Annotated in this window: 17 protein-coding genes and 1 riboswitch; of the genes, 1 reads left to right on the top strand and 16 read right to left on the bottom strand. The window is 46.3% G+C overall.

The features are described from left to right. Nucleotides 1-16 precede the first annotated feature (16 nt). The 6 genes from yabG to KCTCHS21_RS00200 form a co-directional block, all read right to left on the bottom strand. Nucleotides 17-895: a sporulation peptidase YabG gene (gene yabG, locus KCTCHS21_RS00230; RefSeq protein WP_130604586.1), complete on the bottom strand. Its 879-nt coding sequence runs from the start codon at nt 893-895 to the stop codon at nt 17-19. 59 nt (nt 896-954) lie between these two features. Continuing rightward, nucleotides 955-1,974 carry a 16S rRNA (adenine(1518)-N(6)/adenine(1519)-N(6))-dimethyltransferase RsmA gene (gene rsmA / locus KCTCHS21_RS00225; RefSeq protein ID WP_130604585.1) on the bottom strand — a complete coding sequence of 340 codons (1,020 nt, stop codon included), beginning with the start codon at nt 1,972-1,974 and terminating at the stop codon, nt 955-957. A 6-nt stretch (nt 1,975-1,980) separates the two neighbouring features. Next, on the bottom strand, nt 1,981-2,532 hold the full coding sequence (rnmV, locus tag KCTCHS21_RS00220) for a ribonuclease M5 (protein ID WP_130604584.1): 552 nt from the start codon (nt 2,530-2,532) through the stop codon (nt 1,981-1,983). Between the two features lie 555 nt (nt 2,533-3,087). Then, nucleotides 3,088-4,245 (bottom strand): resuscitation-promoting factor, encoded by a 1,158-nt coding sequence (locus tag KCTCHS21_RS00210; RefSeq protein WP_130604582.1) that lies wholly within the window; start codon nt 4,243-4,245, stop codon nt 3,088-3,090. Nucleotides 4,246-4,524: 279 nt separating this feature from the next. Then, nucleotides 4,525-4,742: riboswitch (cyclic di-AMP (ydaO/yuaA leader) on the bottom strand. A gap of 177 nt (nt 4,743-4,919) precedes the next feature. Then, on the bottom strand, nt 4,920-5,693 hold the full coding sequence (locus KCTCHS21_RS00205) for a TatD family hydrolase (RefSeq protein ID WP_130604581.1): 774 nt from the start codon (nt 5,691-5,693) through the stop codon (nt 4,920-4,922). Nucleotides 5,694-5,714: 21 nt separating this feature from the next. Further along, a complete protein-coding gene (locus KCTCHS21_RS00200) occupies nt 5,715-7,007 on the bottom strand; it encodes an HD domain-containing protein (RefSeq protein ID WP_130616273.1) in 1,293 nt (430 codons plus the stop codon). A gap of 321 nt (nt 7,008-7,328) precedes the next feature. Between KCTCHS21_RS00200 and KCTCHS21_RS00195 the strand changes: the two genes are divergently transcribed. Continuing rightward, a complete protein-coding gene (locus KCTCHS21_RS00195; protein WP_027086730.1) occupies nt 7,329-7,583 on the top strand; it encodes an AbrB/MazE/SpoVT family DNA-binding domain-containing protein in 255 nt (84 codons plus the stop codon). Between the two features lie 109 nt (nt 7,584-7,692). On the opposite strand, the gene rsmI is transcribed toward KCTCHS21_RS00195, so the two are convergent. From rsmI to KCTCHS21_RS00145, 10 genes are all read right to left on the bottom strand, one after another. Beyond that, nucleotides 7,693-8,604, bottom strand: coding sequence for a 16S rRNA (cytidine(1402)-2'-O)-methyltransferase (rsmI, locus tag KCTCHS21_RS00190; protein WP_130604580.1), 912 nt, complete (start codon nt 8,602-8,604; stop codon nt 7,693-7,695). Next, nucleotides 8,597-9,436 (bottom strand): tRNA1(Val) (adenine(37)-N6)-methyltransferase, encoded by an 840-nt coding sequence (locus tag KCTCHS21_RS00185; protein WP_130604579.1) that lies wholly within the window; start codon nt 9,434-9,436, stop codon nt 8,597-8,599. Before KCTCHS21_RS00185 ends, rsmI begins: the two co-directional genes overlap by 8 nt. Nucleotides 9,437-9,569: 133 nt before the next feature. After that, the gene (gene yabA / locus KCTCHS21_RS00180) at nt 9,570-9,932 is read right to left on the bottom strand and encodes a DNA replication initiation control protein YabA (protein ID WP_408621747.1); all 363 of its coding nucleotides are present in this window, start codon (nt 9,930-9,932) and stop codon (nt 9,570-9,572) included. A 90-nt stretch (nt 9,933-10,022) separates the two neighbouring features. After that, complete coding sequence (locus KCTCHS21_RS00175) at nt 10,023-10,823, bottom strand: PSP1 domain-containing protein (protein ID WP_130604577.1); 801 nt, start codon at nt 10,821-10,823, stop codon at nt 10,023-10,025. Between the two features lie 2 nt (nt 10,824-10,825). Continuing rightward, entirely contained in the window at nt 10,826-11,803 is a 978-nt protein-coding gene (gene holB / locus KCTCHS21_RS00170) for a DNA polymerase III subunit delta' (RefSeq protein WP_130604576.1), read from the bottom strand. 109 nt (nt 11,804-11,912) lie between these two features. After that, nucleotides 11,913-12,356 (bottom strand): YaaR family protein, encoded by a 444-nt coding sequence (locus tag KCTCHS21_RS00165; RefSeq protein WP_130604575.1) that lies wholly within the window; start codon nt 12,354-12,356, stop codon nt 11,913-11,915. Between the two features lie 22 nt (nt 12,357-12,378). After that, nucleotides 12,379-12,708 carry a cyclic di-AMP receptor DarA gene (locus KCTCHS21_RS00160; RefSeq protein WP_130604574.1) on the bottom strand — a complete coding sequence of 110 codons (330 nt, stop codon included), beginning with the start codon at nt 12,706-12,708 and terminating at the stop codon, nt 12,379-12,381. Between the two features lie 126 nt (nt 12,709-12,834). Further along, complete coding sequence (tmk, locus tag KCTCHS21_RS00155) at nt 12,835-13,482, bottom strand: dTMP kinase (protein ID WP_130604573.1); 648 nt, start codon at nt 13,480-13,482, stop codon at nt 12,835-12,837. Between the two features lie 28 nt (nt 13,483-13,510). Continuing rightward, nucleotides 13,511-14,974 (bottom strand): glycan biosynthesis hexose transferase WsfD, encoded by a 1,464-nt coding sequence (gene wsfD / locus KCTCHS21_RS00150; RefSeq protein ID WP_130604572.1) that lies wholly within the window; start codon nt 14,972-14,974, stop codon nt 13,511-13,513. A gap of 21 nt (nt 14,975-14,995) precedes the next feature. Then, nucleotides 14,996-16,492: an aminotransferase class I/II-fold pyridoxal phosphate-dependent enzyme gene (locus KCTCHS21_RS00145; RefSeq protein ID WP_130604571.1), complete on the bottom strand. Its 1,497-nt coding sequence runs from the start codon at nt 16,490-16,492 to the stop codon at nt 14,996-14,998. Between the last annotated feature and the right edge of the window lie 134 nt (nt 16,493-16,626).

The following is a 16,626-nucleotide window of genomic DNA, read 5'->3' as shown; positions in this document are numbered from 1 at the left end:
AACCCGCCTTTTTCTGTCACACAATGTTCACATTTTGTTCGGAATCCACAGCTTTTAGATTCGGTACACCTATCCGATATCGTCCCATTGTTTCGATTCCGCCCACACCTTGCCTCCCACTAATTGTATGGGCAATAACGTCCGTAATGTTAATTGTATCCCGGAACGGTGTAAAAGACGCTCTCACGGCCACGTACACAGGGTCTAGCGCGTGAATCATAATACGCCCTGGTGAGCTAGCAAAATTAGCCCCTGCTTCCAGCAGCGCCTCGAAATGAGATTGGCAGGCTCCGGCTACGATAACCAGCGAATCACGATTGCGCTCATAATCTCTGGCAACATTAACCGACTGTACAAAATTCAACGAATTTTTGTAGCTACTTAGCTGTTGCAGGTCCTTACGTTGCTTGAGCACCCCATCATGTCCAGTTATGACTACAATGTCCGGATGGTATTGCGGAAGCAAACGAAGCAGAACCTGCGGCATCTGGGACTCGTGACAATGCACACCCTCAGCAGGAACATTTAGTTGGTTATAGACCTGCATGCTTTTTTTGAGATAATTAGCGTCGCCGTCTAAGTGAAGAACTTTACCTGGCAATTCAAAGAACGGCTGTCGCCGATCGTCTAGAGCCGATGGGAACCCCATATGGCCCGTTTGCCGCTTGCGTTCCTCACTCATTCTTCTAAGGGACTCATTCGCGTGTATGCGCGCCTGGCGCGTCCCACCGAGCTCGTCCGGATTCCTCACTGTTTGAAGATCGTGGACAGGCGAGTCAGCGAGCAAGCGGTAGTCCATGCCCCTGAGCACAGCTTGATCTGCAGCGAATGCCGCGACTCTGAACAATACATCTCCGCCATAGGATTTACGAATGACTAGATCCCCCTGGTTCATGGGCAAATCACCTCTTCGTCTATCCTATGGTGTCAGTGGGCTTCGGGTGCGCGTCCGTTTTAAGAGAGCATTCCGTTCGCTGCAAGTGCCTCATACACGTCAGCGAACTCTTGCAGAGAAAGCGTCTCTGCACGGCGCTCCGGCTGAATTCCAATTTTCAGTAGTATATCCGACAGCTCTCCCTTACGCTCCTTACCGGAAAAAGCAGAGAGGTTATTGGCAAGTGTTTTGCGGCGCTGTGCGAAAGCAGTCTGGACCACATGAAAATATTTCGTTTCATCCGCCACTTGGACAGCAGGCTCCTGCCTCCGTTTCAGCTTAATGACAGCGGAGCTAACATTAGGTGCAGGAATAAATGACTTACCCGGCACTATACATACTAGTTCAGGCTCACAGTAATACTGTACGGCAATGCTTAAGCTGCCGAATTCCTTCCCGCCCGGTTTAGCCGCCATTCTCTCCGCGACTTCCTTCTGAACCATAACGACAATATTTTCAAGCGGCAGTCTTTCCTCTAGCAGCTTCATAATAATCGGAGTCGTGACGTAATACGGAAGATTGGCAACTACACTAACTCCCGTTAAACCGGAAAATTGCTCCTGCCAAAGCTGCTTCAAATCCGTCTTAAGAATGTCGCTGTGAACAACGCTAACGTTATTATAAGGGGACATGACGTCCTCTAGAATGGGAATAAGGCGCCTGTCGATTTCCACCGCAGTTACTTTTCCCGCTACTTTGGCAAGCTGCTCTGTAAGGGACCCAATACCGGGACCAATCTCCAAAGCCCCCCGTGTCTCGTCCAAACCTGCAGCAGCAATTATCTGATCTAGCACGTCTCCATCGATCAGAAAATTCTGACCCAAGCTCTTCTTGAAAGTGAACCGGTGCTTACGAATGATTTCGCGAGTCCGACTGGAGGTCGCAATTTCCTTCAAAATATCTTTCGGTGGCGCAGTTGTTGCACTACCCGCCTTCGATGATCCAGCCTCTGGCTTGGTTGACTTGTTATACTCATACGGCTTTGTATGAACGCCATACTTCTTCTTAGCCACGCCGTTCTTGTCTGTTGGTTTTTTCATGTTAATCTATAACCCTTCCCGCTCCAGTTGTTCCAATGCAGCTAGAAACTCTACCCGCGTAATTCGGAACATGAGACATCTTTTGTAAAATTGTTTGCCATTCGCATAACCGATCCCTAGCAGCTCCCCCATACGCTCCCTGCGGCGCGCCGATGAAGGCTGCACGATAAGACCTGTATCTAGCAAATCGTTCCATTCAATCTCTCCAAGCTCCCCAGAATCGCCCTCTGGACTTCGCACAACCTCAAGCGCTCTTTGAATAGCTGCATCTGAAGCGTGCTCTACGCCGATTCCCCTGCGCCCTCTAGCCTCATCCTTCGTCAGGAAAGCATGCTTGCAGCCCGGCACACGCTCCGCTACGATCTTACGAATGCGCTCTCCCGGGGCATCGGGATCAGTCAGTATGATGACTCCTCTACGGGCTTGTGCCAGCTCAATACGACGAAGCACGTCTTCTCCTATGGCAGAACCGCCAGTTTCAATTGTATCCGCGCCCACAGCACGCTTAACAGCCGTTGTATCGTCCTTACCTTCAACGACAATCATTTCTTGAACCATGATATTTATTCCGCCTTTACAAAGCCGATCTTACAAGCGTATACGAGATTAAGGAAGACAGCAAGTAAAAGCGCTTCTTCCTCGAGCTTACGGAGATGAACAACTGCAGCACACTGGGTGAACACGTACGATCATAATCATCGCTAATGTGTGTTTGGAGGTGCCCTTACTTGCTATTAGCGATGAAAAACATTCTACTTCGACGAAAATGATCAGATGCAGAGCCTATTGTGTAGCAAGTACGATCATAAACATCGCTATTGTGTGTTTGGCGGCACACCTACTTGCTATTAGCGATGAATTACATCGTACTTTTCTTGTCACGACTAGCGGGGGGTGGGGGACACTGGAACTTTGGAACTTTGGAACTTTGGAACTTTGGAACTTTGGAACTTTGGCACTTTGGCACTTTGGCACTTTGGCACTTTTGGGTACTTTATTTGTCTCCCAGCTTGGCTAGGCGCGCGCGAAGAACCAAAGAAAAAATCGGGAGGAAGCCCTTCAGCTTCTTCCCGATCATGATTTATATATGAGTTCCTTACGAAACGTAGCTAATTAATCCGCAGAAGGCTTAACAGGGCCAATGACATAAACCGTGTATCCACGCTTCAGTCCAAACTTATTGACATGCTTCTCGCTGTCATAATAAACATCGATCTTCTTACCTTTGACCGCGCTACCTGTGTCTTCCGCTCTTCTAAACCCGATGCCCTCAATGTAAACCCACCATCCGATAGGAATAACTTTAGGATCTACCGCAATCGTACGACCTTCCTGCACAACTGCACCTGAAGAGGTTATACCATAGCCTGTATCACCTTTGGATTTACCTGTTGAGGCTTCCCCTGCAGAATACGCGGTAAGCGTGACATTGCTAAGCATACGCTTAACCTTGACGCTTCTACCATTCAGACTAACGGTCTTGGCTTCAGCTGAAGAGGGCTTTCCGTTGTAAGAAAGTGTGACAACCTCAGGCTTTTTCTTCGTGCCAATAGCAACGACCTGCTGCACGGCAGGCTGTGCAATAGTCTTCTCAATCATTTCTTGGCTAACCAGCTTACCATCTTCATAAACTCGTTCTGTCTTGAGCACAACAAGTCCATCTTTCCCCGTTGTGACTACCTTTTGCTTGCCTGTTTCTAGGTCCTTGTTCTTCTGCTCCACTACCGTAAATGCGATTGGGCGCTTGGTCTCTACGACTTCTTTACGCACCCTAACGACCGATACGGTCATCCCATCCTTCAATGGGCTGCTGAGTGCCGGAGATACCCGATCCTCATCATTCAGTGAAATATTCAACTCGCTTATGACTCCCCCAACCGTGTCTTCGATTGTGTAGGCAACTTCCTTCTTGCCATCCGCCTTGATTGTAACTCCTACCGCACGATCAATTACGATCTGACTTCCCTCTTTAAGAGGATCTGCAAGCTGCAAGGAGAGGCGGTCATTCGGTCCAACTTGTATGTCCTGTTCCTCGAGGAAACCGAGTACGTTCGATGTTTGGGTTACGAAAACGGAGGCAATACCGTTATCGATAATCGTGATGCTCTTAGTAGCTGCTTTCTGCAGCAAGGACATGAACATGATCGTGATGGCAAACACAAGAATTGCGCCTAATAATACTGCGCGCACATGCTCAGGCTTCCACCGCAGTGCGAAAAGCTTGCCGGTCGGTCGTGGATCATGGGTTTCCCTAACAGGAATAACGCCCATTTTCTCGCTCCTCCTCATAGCCCCGTCGTCGACTGTGATACATGACTATTGTCTGACGCGACTAATCCAATTTTGATATCGACACTTATCCTCCAGACAAGAATTGGCAGATTCAAGCTGTGAAATCTAAGCGCCGCCTTAACCAGTTCGTACAGGCTTATACAAGAGGTACAAGCACCTACTACCCTTTTTTTCAACACAAAAAGCCATCGAGACAGAGGACCTGTTCGTGGCTTCCGCTTGTAGTAGAATGTAAGGGAAATAGCGCGGCACGAGGTTGACCTCTCTCTATAACGCTTGCGGGGTTAGCTGTCGGATTCGGACAAAGAGAGTTGCCCTATTTGCTACATGCATGACAAGATACTCAGCTAGAGCCTTGTCAATGTCACTTGCAAAATTCACCCCAAGATTGCTCGGACCGCTTTGGACAATGTATAAAATCGTCGCTGCGTTGGGTCCCCCACTCTCCCATTTGGGAGATTTAGCGCACTGGAAAAGGAATGTCATATTCGAACTTCTGTTGTTGATAATAACCTCTACTTACCAACGGTGTAAAGAAGGTACAATGGACGAATTTCCCCATTTTGACCGAAATTGACCAGTAGTTTATCATTATCAGCGACAAAAGCCAGTTTTTTCTTCGTACCGGTCTGTTTTTCTCACTTATATTCCGTTTATCTCGTTATACCCAAACAGCGACGACCGTTTTCACTCGTTATTTTAGCAATTTCTTCCAAAGAAAGCCTCTTTATCTCCGCTGCTGTCTCCGCAACAAGACGAACATAAGCCGATTCATTCCGCTTTCCCCGATAGGGATGAGGGGTCAAATAAGGAGCATCTGTTTCTAGTAGCAAACGATCGAGCGGAACACGCTCTAACACCTCTTTAGGAACCCTTGCATTCTTGAATGTGACTGGACCTCCGAAGGAAATATAGAAGTTCATATCAAGGCATTGCTTGGCCGTTTCCCAGCTTCCCGAGAAGCAATGCATGATTCCGCCCACTTCAGAGGCCTTCTCTTCTTTAAGCAAACGCAATATATCTTCATGAGCATCGCGATTATGAATAACAATGGGTTTGTTCAAACGTCTAGCTAATCGAATCTGTTCACGAAATACAGTCTGCTGGATATCTTTGGGTGATGTATCCCAGTAATAATCAAGTCCGATCTCACCAATAGCTACGACTTTGGGATGACTGCAAAGCTGTTCAATCCAGGCCAAATCCTCAACAAGATTCATATCTATCGCATCCGTAGGGTGCCACCCTACGACAGCGTAAATAAAATCATATTTTTCTGCCAAAGACATCGTTGTGGGTATCGTCTCGCGGTTAAATCCAATGTTAACTATTGTGTCTACACCCGCTTCTAGAGCACGGGAGATGACCTCATCGCGATCGTTGTCGAACTTAGAAGAATCAAGGTGTGCATGGGTGTCGATGAGCATGTCGGAAGTTGTCTCCTTCTATTATATAGATAGTTTTTTACGTGTTTCCAAACTGAGCTTTTCAACGTGAGGGAGCACTCTCTCCTCCGGATAATAAATGTAGTATTTCCCACGGTGAAGTCCGGCAATAGATCGAATAATATCGGACTTAACAGATATTTCTGTCAACTGCTCATGCTCATTCAAAAGAAGGATAGGAGGCTTCTCTTTACTATCTGGTAAAGCCCCTGGTTTATAGATCGCATAAGGGGAGTCCATAGGTGTATCAAATTCCATATGATAGTCCGGATTCAACCCGATTTCCTGCCACTCGTGTCTAATACTCTCAAGCCAATTTTTGTCCTCACTCTCAAGCTCAGCATACTTGTAGAGCTGTCGATTTAAGAACCGTCTGCATAAATCTGACAACAGCTCGTCCCGCTCGTCAGACCATTGTCCGAATACCGTCTGCAGCATGGCCTCATCCAGCTTTAGGTATTGATGCAGCGTAATTGATCCTTCCAATAATTCACGGATTGGAGGAAGCATGAAACCGAATTCATAGCCTTCCCCATGAAGCTCACTTGCCCTTCTAAAAATTTGTCGAAGAATGATTTCTGAGCTTCGAGTTACAGGGTGAAAATACACCTGCCAATACATCTGGTAGCGAGACATTAAATAATCTTCTACCGCATGCATTCCGCTTTCTTTTACGACAATTTTACCTTTATATGGACGAAGCATACGAAGAATACGATCTATATCAAAGGTGCCGTAATTTACTCCTGTAAAATAAGCGTCACGCAATAAATAGTCCATACGATCAGCATCCAGCTGGCTCGACACGAGGCTTACAACAATCGGCTTCTCATATTTTTTACGAATAACAGAGGCTACTTTTTCCGGGAATTGTGGGTCAACCTGTCTTAAAATCTGATTAATTCCTGTATCGCCCAGTATAACTTCACAGGTCCATTGCTCATGATCGATATGAAAGATCTCTTCTAAAGAGTGAGAGAACGGCCCATGGCCTACATCGTGCAGCAGGGAGGCGCAAAGACTTAGTAATTTTTCCTCTTGCGGCCAATCGGCATATCTATTACGCTCAAATTGAGAAATAATTTTCCGAGTAATTTCATATACACCCAGAGAATGGGAAAATCTACTATGCTCCGCTCCATGGAAAGTAAGATAGGAGGTGCCTAGCTGGCGTATTCTTCTAAGACGTTGGAACTCTGGCGTATTAATGAGCTTCCAGATGGTCAAATCTTGCACGTAGATGGAATTATGAACAGGATCCTTAAACACCTTCTCTTCTTGCAGCTCCTTGAGCATAGTCATCACCTCAAATAGGATCATCATTCGACAAAACAACGATAATATATCGAATTTTGTCGAATAATGTCGTAAAACGCTTTCCTTTTACTAGACCCCTTTTAGATAGCCCACATGTTCTTGATATCGCCTTATTTTATAGGTTTTGTAGCGGTTCGGGTACTTCAATTCTATCAATAATAGGTTGACTTTTATGGGAATGGTTGGTACGATAGTAATCGGAAAACAGAGAACTTTGTCGAATGCTGGCGAATACGGACAAACTCTGCATTTGGTGGTCCGTTTGTTTTTATTTTAACCTGATGAGAGGGGTATTACCAAATGATGAAATCCACAGGAATTGTGCGTAAAGTTGATGAACTAGGTCGGGTGGTTATTCCGATTGAATTGCGTCGTACGCTAGGCATCGGAGAGAAAGATGCTCTTGAGATTTATGTAGACGGAGAACGCATCATGCTTAAGAAATACGAGCCAGCTTGTATCTTCTGTGGCAATGCAGAAAACGTTACATATTTCAAAGGAAAAATTGTTTGCAGAGAATGTTTGAAGGATTTACCTTCACCTGTGACAAATTAAAGAAAATAGTTTATAATGAAAATTGTATTCTAATAACTGTTAATTCCAACCTTTTTATACTCCTTGCACACCTCCCGAACCTGATATCGGGAGGATTTTTTTTGCCCTTTTATTCTTCCGTATCATTAAGCAACGCCTGATAGACATCTCGTTTAGATATTCCTCTATCCACAGCTGCAGACTTCATTGCTTCCTTACGATTTAATTGAAGGGTTTCGTAATGAACAACGTGCTGTGCCAAAGTTAAGGATGACCACCATTGACCGTCATTCTCTCCCGTTGAACCCTCGTTCGCAGATTTACCTTCTATTACAATACAACACTCTCCGAGTGGCGGAATTTGCTCGACATGCTCTAAGCAAGCTATCACAGTTCCCCTAACCGCTTCCTCGTGCTTCTTAGTTAATTCACGCACGATAGCCATCTTGCGATTACCCCAACGCTCAGCAATAAGAGCAAGTGTCTTCTTAACCCGATGAGGAGATTCATAGAAAATAATTGATCCGCGCTCTTCCTCAAATCCATCCAAAAATTTATTAAGCCCCTTGCGCTCGCGAGGAGGAAAGCCCACGAATAGGAATCGATCGGTCGGAAGCCCTGAAATGATAAGTGCCGACAAGGCAGCATTGGCTCCCGGAATCGGAACGACAGGAATGTCTTGTGCAATAGCTGCTCTCACTAAGTCAGCACCTGGATCAGAGATAGCCGGAATACCCGCATCGCTAACGAGCGCAATGCTCTGTCCTTCCTCTAGCAAGCGAATGAGCTCGGGTCCACTTGCCTCTTTGTTGTGATCATGATAGCTAACTAATCGATTTTGAATTTCGAAATGCGTCAGTAGCTTTCTCGTTTGTCTGGTATCCTCTGCTGCAATAAGCTGGACTTCACGCAGCGTTCGAATCGCACGAAAGGTCATATCCTCTAGATTGCCAATAGGTGTCGCAACTAAATACAGCGTTCCTGGAGTCTCACGTGCTGTGAAGCTTCGTTGAATGGTTGCTTTGCTCAAATCCTCAGTCATCAATTTCCGTCCCCTTCCCCGTCTTACCTACTACAGGTGCTCGTCCATTATTTCGTCGGAAGTCAGGCAGCTCAGCAGCTTGACCATAGAATACAGCCAGTAGCTCCTGGGTATATTCTCCGTCTTCCTCATAGACGATTAGCGGAGGCAATAACCGAACCTCAGGCTTACCCTCGCGTGTTCCTTCTATTAATACCATGTTTGACTCCGCTTCCTTCCGCGGATGCACAAACCGTATTCTCTTTGGCTCGATACGGTAGCGTCTCATTAGATCAACAATGTCAATGAGCCTTGAGGGACGATGAACCATAGATACTCGGCCGCCAATACGAACTGACCTCGCACAAGCAGCAACAACATCCTCCAGCTTGCAGCCGATCTCGTGACGTGCCATAGCTTGATGATGATTTTCTTTGTGATCTCCACTCTGCAAAGGCAAGTATGGCGGATTAACTGTAACTGCATCGTACAACTCGCCTTCCGGCTTCCATACACGCAGATCGTTTTCAATAATATTAACTTTATGGGATAGTTCATTTAATTGAACGCTACGCCGTGCCATATCGGCTAGTCGGGGTTGAATTTCCACGCCATCAATTAAAGCATCAGTTCGAGTCGTGAGCAGCATCGGTATTACCCCGTTACCCGTACATAGATCAAGTATTCGCCCACGCGGAGGCACTCCTGCGAATCGCCCAAGCAGCACAGCGTCGAGCGAGAAGCTAAATACTTCAGAGCTCTGGATAATCTTTAAGCTGTGAGTGAGCAAATCGTCCAGCCTCTCTCCAGGTAACAAGACCGGCTTCGACTCCTTCAAGGGATTCAAATCCATACTACAGCGCACCTCCTCTAACAATTGTTTACGTCCCTTAGCTTACTTGATTCCTTCCTCTATCGCAATCTGAGCCCTGCTGGCCATATAAAAAAAGCAGCGAGTCCTCGAAAGGTCGCTGCTTCCTACGATACTATTTACTTAAGAAAGATAAACAGAATAAGCAATCGCCTTCCATTCGCAAATGACCGTAGTACACGTTGCAAATATGGAAGCCTTCATGATAAAGACGAGCTAGATTATCATAGCCCTCACCCACAGGCATAGCAAGAGACAGCTTGTCTCCCTTGACGGCAGCCGGTTCTTCCGCCGCTTCCTGGGTTGTTGCGGGTTCTGTTTCCCGCTTGAGCACTTTTCTTAACTGCTGATTCTCGATCCTGAGCTGTTGATTTTCTTCCAGCAGCTCCTTGATCTTCAGCTTAAGCGTACCTAAATCGGCATGAATCGTGCCCATATGCGATTCGAGTTCATCCACGCGAAGGAAAATGTCTTTCATGAACAACTATCCACCTCAAGGCACCCGATTGTGTCGATTAACAAGTGCGACTGATTACAATGATAAATCATCTCGTACAGTCGTCACAAATTATTTCAAGACGACGTCGTCAAATGGTAGCTCTTTCACCTTACCTAAGTCGAACAACTGAACGTGTACACTTCTACTGCCTGCATTAATTCCAACTACCTTACCTTCACCCATAGAGGTAACAACCAATCTTCCTACTGCAGGCAATTCTTCCTTAGCACTCTCGTAATTGTCGTGCTCATATTTCAAACAGCACATCAAGCGGCCGCATAGCCCTGATATCTTCGTTGGATTCAGCGACAAATTCTGGTCCTTCGCCATCTTAATCGAGACTGGCTCGAAATCCCCAAGCCAAGAAGAACAACAGAGTACACGCCCACACGGACCGATTCCGCCGAGCATCTTTGCTTCATCCCGTACGCCGATTTGCCGCAGCTCTATGCGGGTTCGAAATACACCAGCCAAATCCTTGACGAGTTCCCGGAAATCGACGCGTCCTTCGGCTGTAAAATAAAAGATGATTTTGTTCCGGTCAAACGTGTATTCCACGTCCACGAGCTTCATCTTCAGCGCGTGATCCTTAATTTTCTGCAGGCCAACGGTAAAAGCGTTCTTTGCTGCTCCGCGGTTTTCATCCACCGTCTTCGCATCGGGATCACCTGCTATCCGAATGACTTTCTTCAAAGGAAGAACGACATCCGATTCTTCTACCGTCTTCGGTCCAACGACGACTTTGCCGTATTCTACGCCACGCGCCGTTTCCACGATGACATGCTGATCTTTGGACACCGGATGCTCGGCGGGATCGAAATAATAGATTTTGCCCGCTTTCTTGAAGCGGACTCCCACCACATCGTACAAATCTATCCCTCCCGCACGTTCACCAGAAATTGCTCTAGCGCCAATTGCGGCGACACATGAGCCTTTATTCGTCTTGCCGCCATCAATGCAGACTCCATCACCGTAACCCATGATTGAATGGAACGGCTCCAGGCCTGCTTCGAGATCCATTCCCCTTGATCGGGAAACACCATCTGATTATGACGGTCGGTCATTGCATAAATCATATCTCTATACCACAAAGCTAACAGCTGTAGCAAGGTTTCGACATGTTCTGAGAGATCCGTTTTAATAACCTGCTGCTGCGCTTGAAGCAGACTCGCAGTGAACCGGGTCGGATTCTCCTTACCCAATTGTATCACTACGTTTCGGATATCTGCAAACCAATTCTCTTCTACCAATTTTCTACTGGCATTTAGCCCTGATGCCAGATTTACTGCGGCACGTGATAGAAGTGGTGGTTTACCCTCTGCAACCAATGCTTTCTCTAGTGCTTCCCGGTCTCCTGGCACAAAAGCAATGAGCTGTGACCGAGATAAAATGGTTGGAAGTACCGTTTGTGCGCTAGGTGATATAAGAATGGCAACTACAGGAGAAGGTGGCTCTTCCAAAAACTTAAGCAAGCTATTGGCTGCCGGCACTGTCATTGTCTCAGCGCCTTCAATAATATAAACCTTATAGCCCGCTCCGACACTCCGATAAGATAACTCTCGCTGTAAAACACGAATTTGTTCAATCTTGACAGTAGCACCGTCAGGACTGACTACATGTAAATCCGGATGATTGCCATGTAGTATCTTTCGACATTCCAAGCATTCACCGCAGGCATCATTCCCGCCTCTCTCGCAGAACAAAGCCTGGGCAAAGGCATTTGCCATTTCCCTGCGACCTGAGCCAGAGGGTCCTGCGAATAAATAGGCGTGAGCGATTTTACGAGTGGCTAATGCATTCTGCAATAAAGCCTTTGCCCGATCCTGTCCAGAAATTTGTTGAAAACTCATAAAGCGTACTCCTCCGTTACGACTACCCTGCTAGCACAAGTCCGTAGCTTGGATAGTCGAATCCGTGACAACTGATTGACGAGTAAACACGCCGTTCAATCAGTTACCCTTAGAAAACTAGATTAATCAAAATACCACGAATTTCGCCGACCTTCTGGAGTAGATCAATTCTGCCTTCTTCACTCTTCAGCAGCTCTTCCCCCATAGCTATCAGCATCTCATCTACTTCTTCCAGCAATTTATATCTTTTGCCACGACCTCGGCGGTCCCAGCCTTTCGTTTCCCTTAGGGCAACCCCGCGGCGAACGGTATCCTCAAGAAATCCTTTAACCATTTGCCTGTAAAGAACTAGCTCCCTAATCGTCATTGAGCGATTTAAGCGTTCTCCTTGCAGGTGAATGTCCTCCAGCTTTCGTTGAAGCTCCTCATGAGTCCGCTGCTCTTCGTTCTGCTGCATCAAGTCACCGAAGCTCTGTGCCTGAGCCGGTCTGCTGGCTAATTCTCCGCGCATTAATGTCTTATTGACAGGATAGAAACCCGTTTGGATTTTCATATCCATTCACCACCCGGCTACATTAGAAGTGTTCGAACTGCTCAACTGGAAGCACGAATACGGCTGCTCCACCAACTTGAACCTCAACAGGGAACGGGATGTAGGAATCTGCTGCTCCACTTACAGGGGATACAGGAGTAACAAGCTGATCACGTACTTTGCAGCTAGAACGAATAACATCTAAAGCGCTTTGAATTCGATCATCCTCGATTCCAATTAGGAACGTCGTGTTTCCTGCGCGAAGAAATCCTCCGGTACTGGCAAGCTTGGTTGCCCGAAACCCTTCTTTAATAAGCGCATTGGACAATCGATTGCTATCCTTATCTTGAATGACTGCAATTAGTAATTTCATTGTTCAGGCCCTCCTCTAATTTCATTAATGGGGTCTGTCGCTTCTTATTTAAATTGGACACTCCTGCGCCAAAATCCTCTTTTTTGTAAAAACGTATTTCCACGCCTTAGGAACAGTCAAGCCGTTCTAATTCTCATCTTTGCGAGTAAGCAGTTTGTGTTCTAAATACTGCCAAGCCTTCTCGACAACCTGATCTGGACTTTCCGATGCATCCAGCGTAATAAACCGTTCCTTGAACCGTTCTTCAACCAGCTTAAAGCCTTCCCTAACAAGACGATGGAACGCCAAGCCTTCCAGATCAAGACGATTCACCTCTCGATCACTGTTCTTCTCAATTCGCATAAGTCCGATCTCTGGATCCAAATCCAAATAGAGCGTTAGATCCGGCATACAGCCCTCCGTTGCGAATCGGTTAATCTCCCACACAGCATCAAAGCCTAGTCCACGAGCATGCCCTTGATAAGCTAAGCTGCTATCGACAAAACGGTCGCAGATTACGACTGTTCCTTGGTTCAAAGCGGGCATAACCTTCTCAGCCAGATGCTGCCTGCGTGCGGCTGCATATAACAAGGCTTCCGTACGTGCATCCATAGCGGTATTCTCTTTCTGTAGGATGACCGTGCGTATAGCTTCGGCTATCGGAATGCCTCCAGGCTCCCGAGTAATCATGACCTCATAGCCCTGTTGCTGCGCTTTAACCGCTAAAGCTTGAATAAGCGTTGTCTTGCCCGCTCCTTCTCCGCCTTCTATTGTAATGAATGATCCGCCTCGCACTAGAGCTTTCCCCTTTCAACGACAACCCTTAAATCGGCCTTTTCCGTTCAATCAGCTTAAGCAGCCCGTAGACTGCCCCCATTACTATACTTACTCCCATCATATCAAAGCAGACGTTAAACATAAACAAATGCTTACCCAAATCCGCTTCTCCATCTCCGATTAAAGGTACGATACAGGAAAATACACCGGCTAAGGCGACAACTGCTAACGTTTCTGCAACCAATCGAACTCTTCTAGAAGCGGTTCTCCACCACAGAGTGCCCAATACAGCCAAATAAAGAACATATAGCCCAACGTAAAATGCTAAGCTTCGTGGCATATGTTTCAGTTTAAACTGGCTCCAACCACTATATTTATAATTCAATGTCTTGGGTGGCTTACCGACGGATTGATCGTAATTACCCAGGTAATTAGGTCTTATAAACATGGAGTTCGCCGCTGCTTTGTCCAGCTTCTCTATAAATCTCGACGGATGGCGCAAATAATACATGGCGATATCCTTATGACTGAGCTTCTCCAGCACTTCCTCCCTTAAGACGGGATCATTTTGTGGAATAGCGATATCCTTCTGAAAATAATTCGTTCCCACCAGCACGGCGTACTTCTCAGGTATACCAAGCTCCTCCATATCTTTTTCTACATTGCTCGAGCCCTTCAATACGCCGTAGAAAATAGATTGGTATAAGTTCGTATTCTTCAGCCTATCCGGAGCTACAATAATCATTAGTGCCGAGCCTAGGACGAGAACAGCTACACCAATTAATGCTTGGCGTCTCCATTTCATATCTGATCGTAGGCTGTATATTCTCCACGCTAATAGTGCGAACGCGAACCCCAGCGGTGCATTTTGTATTTTCGAGGTTGCTACTGCTAATGCAGCAATTACGAATAAGGCAAGCAGCTTGCCTGACGGTCGATCTGATCCTGCTAACGCAATTGCGGAAGCCACCATTAGCAGCATAGCAATGAGTGCGTATGGCTCGCCAAAGAACGATTGGAAATAAGCTAAATATCCGATATCACCAAACACGAACAATAAACACAGAGACATTACAGCTGCCAGAATGACGGTATTTCTCTGATTTTCTGCCTTAGGAGCATTTCTAACCATTAGAACCAATGCCCATATGAAAAAGACTGAATAGCACACACCTAGAACACGTATATCAAATACTTCCCCATTAATTATTCTTCCAAGTAGTCCCGCTAGCGCAACCAGAATAATATGAGTGGATACGTACCCGCCGACAGTAAATCCGCCATACCCGAAGTTCTGATGCGCATAATTAAAATATAACTGTTCATATGTTTCACTCGGGTTAAGCACCTTTAATCCGGTGATGCCTAATACACGACCGAAATCCCCGCTATCCGCTATTCCAATGACGGGGGATACCATTATTAAAGCTATGATTAGAGCAGCTGCAGCTCCTCCTGTAATCCAGCCGATCATTTTACGAATATCTTTCCTTGCATCCGTATTATTCATTCCGTTCCCCTTCACTAAACCTCATTTGTCCACCTGAACTTGGATATATTGGAGCTCAGCGTCTTGTGCCCCTTGAATCTGCGCTCCTTCATGCCTCCAATGCTGTAATTGCAATATGATCTCAGATGTAATCGTCTCGCCTGGATAAAGCACAGGTATACCAGGTGGATAAGGGATAACCCATTCTGCTGAAATGGACCCAACACTGTCTTCTAATCGAATAGCTTGCGTAGGCTCCATTTTACGACCGATGAATACCGGCTCCGGCACAGTAATTTCCCCATTATATGGATTAACTATCCTCTGCTTTGAGATTGAGTGTGCAGCTTGATTGCTTTCCGACTTGCCAGAAATCTTGTTAGATATCTTGTCAGAAATAGCCTTCAAAGCCGCACTTAAGCATTCGCCATCCTCTTTAGTAGAGCCTGTTCCAAAAGCCATCACAACGTAAGTCGAATCTGCCATCTCAGCCACACATTTTCTGTGCAGAAGCTCATCCTTTAGTTCAAAGCCGCTCAGCGTAAAAGTAGCATCAAACAAAACAAGCTTTAGAGGATCATATGAGATATTGCTGCTAGCATACTCTCCATATCCTATTGCTCTAATGGACGTGTCATTTAATCCTTTTGTTGCCAAATTTACTGCTTCAAGTGGTGAAATAAACGCTTTTTCCCCTTGAGTATGAAGCTGCCACCTCGCCAAATCCAAAGAGCCCATGATCGGAAAAGATGGACTAGAGCTTTGCACCATTGTTAAAGCTTGGCGAATAGATGGTCTTGGAAGCCGATTCCCCTGCATATGCAGCATAGCCCCCATTGTCATGGCTGAGAGCATCTTGTGCGTAGATTGCACGGCTACGTCTGCGCCAGCCTGTAATGCGGATTGTGGAAATAAGGGGTGCAGTCCGAAATGGGGTCCATGCGCCTCGTCGATCAATACAGGAATTCCGAAGCTATGTGCAGCTTGGATGAGTGGTTTTAGATCAGAGCTCATACCATAGTAATTCGGTGATGAGAGGATGACTGCTTTCGCTTCGGGGTACCGCTCAAGTGAAGCTCTAAGCAAGCTCTCTGCGGGCACTGTTGCTAATCCAGAAGCTGAATCTATATCCGGAGGCAGTAAAACAGCTCTAGCACCTGCCATCATAATGCCATGAACCATCGACTTATGAACATTGCGTTGAACAATAACTAGGTCGCCCGGGTGACACAGACCGATAATCATTGCGAGATTACCCGACGTGCTTCCTCCTACTAGAAACCGTGTTTCTTCCGCTCCCCAGCAGTTAGCTGCTAGCTGCTGCGCTTCCACCAACGGCCCTTCCGGGTGATGCAAGTCGTCGGTATCAGAAAGCTCCGTTACATCTAAGGAAAGTAGCTTATCATAGTAGGCTATAGCTTGCGCATCTCCCTCTATCGGACGCTGTTTATGTCCAGGCACATGAAAGGCATGCATATTTAATTTGTCATGGGCAACTAGTGCTTCATATAGCGGTGCCCTTTCTCTATCTTCCAACAATCAAATGCCCCCTAGCTCACCAATACAAATACATTAATGGTAATTTTACGAATCGTTATCATTATAGACAAATAAAAAAAAAGGAACAACGATTAGCTCGTTGTCCCTTATATTTGTTACTTTTGCTGTTATTT

This window comes from Cohnella abietis (assembly GCF_004295585.1).
Lineage (GTDB): Bacteria > Bacillota > Bacilli > Paenibacillales > Paenibacillaceae > Cohnella > Cohnella abietis.
This window is presented reverse-complemented; position numbering and strand designations above follow the sequence as displayed.

Bases quoted from the DNA above. Each gene is read 5' to 3' on its own strand.
- yabG (WP_130604586.1), bottom strand. From the start codon at position 895: ATGAACCAGGGGGATCTAGTCATTCGTAAATCCTATGGCGGAGATGTA.
- rsmA (WP_130604585.1), bottom strand. From the start codon at position 1,974: ATGAAAAAACCAACAGACAAGAACGGCGTGGCTAAGAAGAAGTATGGC.
- rnmV (WP_130604584.1), bottom strand. From the start codon at position 2,532: ATGGTTCAAGAAATGATTGTCGTTGAAGGTAAGGACGATACAACGGCT.
- KCTCHS21_RS00210 (WP_130604582.1), bottom strand. From the start codon at position 4,245: ATGGGCGTTATTCCTGTTAGGGAAACCCATGATCCACGACCGACCGGC.
- KCTCHS21_RS00205 (WP_130604581.1), bottom strand. From the start codon at position 5,693: ATGCTCATCGACACCCATGCACACCTTGATTCTTCTAAGTTCGACAAC.
- KCTCHS21_RS00200 (WP_130616273.1), bottom strand. From the start codon at position 7,007: ATGCTCAAGGAGCTGCAAGAAGAGAAGGTGTTTAAGGATCCTGTTCAT.
- KCTCHS21_RS00195 (WP_027086730.1), top strand. From the start codon at position 7,329: ATGATGAAATCCACAGGAATTGTGCGTAAAGTTGATGAACTAGGTCGG.
- rsmI (WP_130604580.1), bottom strand. From the start codon at position 8,604: ATGACTGAGGATTTGAGCAAAGCAACCATTCAACGAAGCTTCACAGCA.
- KCTCHS21_RS00185 (WP_130604579.1), bottom strand. From the start codon at position 9,436: ATGGATTTGAATCCCTTGAAGGAGTCGAAGCCGGTCTTGTTACCTGGA.
- yabA (WP_408621747.1), bottom strand. From the start codon at position 9,932: ATGAAAGACATTTTCCTTCGCGTGGATGAACTCGAATCGCATATGGGC.
- holB (WP_130604576.1), bottom strand. From the start codon at position 11,803: ATGAGTTTTCAACAAATTTCTGGACAGGATCGGGCAAAGGCTTTATTG.
- KCTCHS21_RS00165 (WP_130604575.1), bottom strand. From the start codon at position 12,356: ATGAAAATCCAAACGGGTTTCTATCCTGTCAATAAGACATTAATGCGC.
- KCTCHS21_RS00160 (WP_130604574.1), bottom strand. From the start codon at position 12,708: ATGAAATTACTAATTGCAGTCATTCAAGATAAGGATAGCAATCGATTG.
- wsfD (WP_130604572.1), bottom strand. From the start codon at position 14,974: ATGAATAATACGGATGCAAGGAAAGATATTCGTAAAATGATCGGCTGG.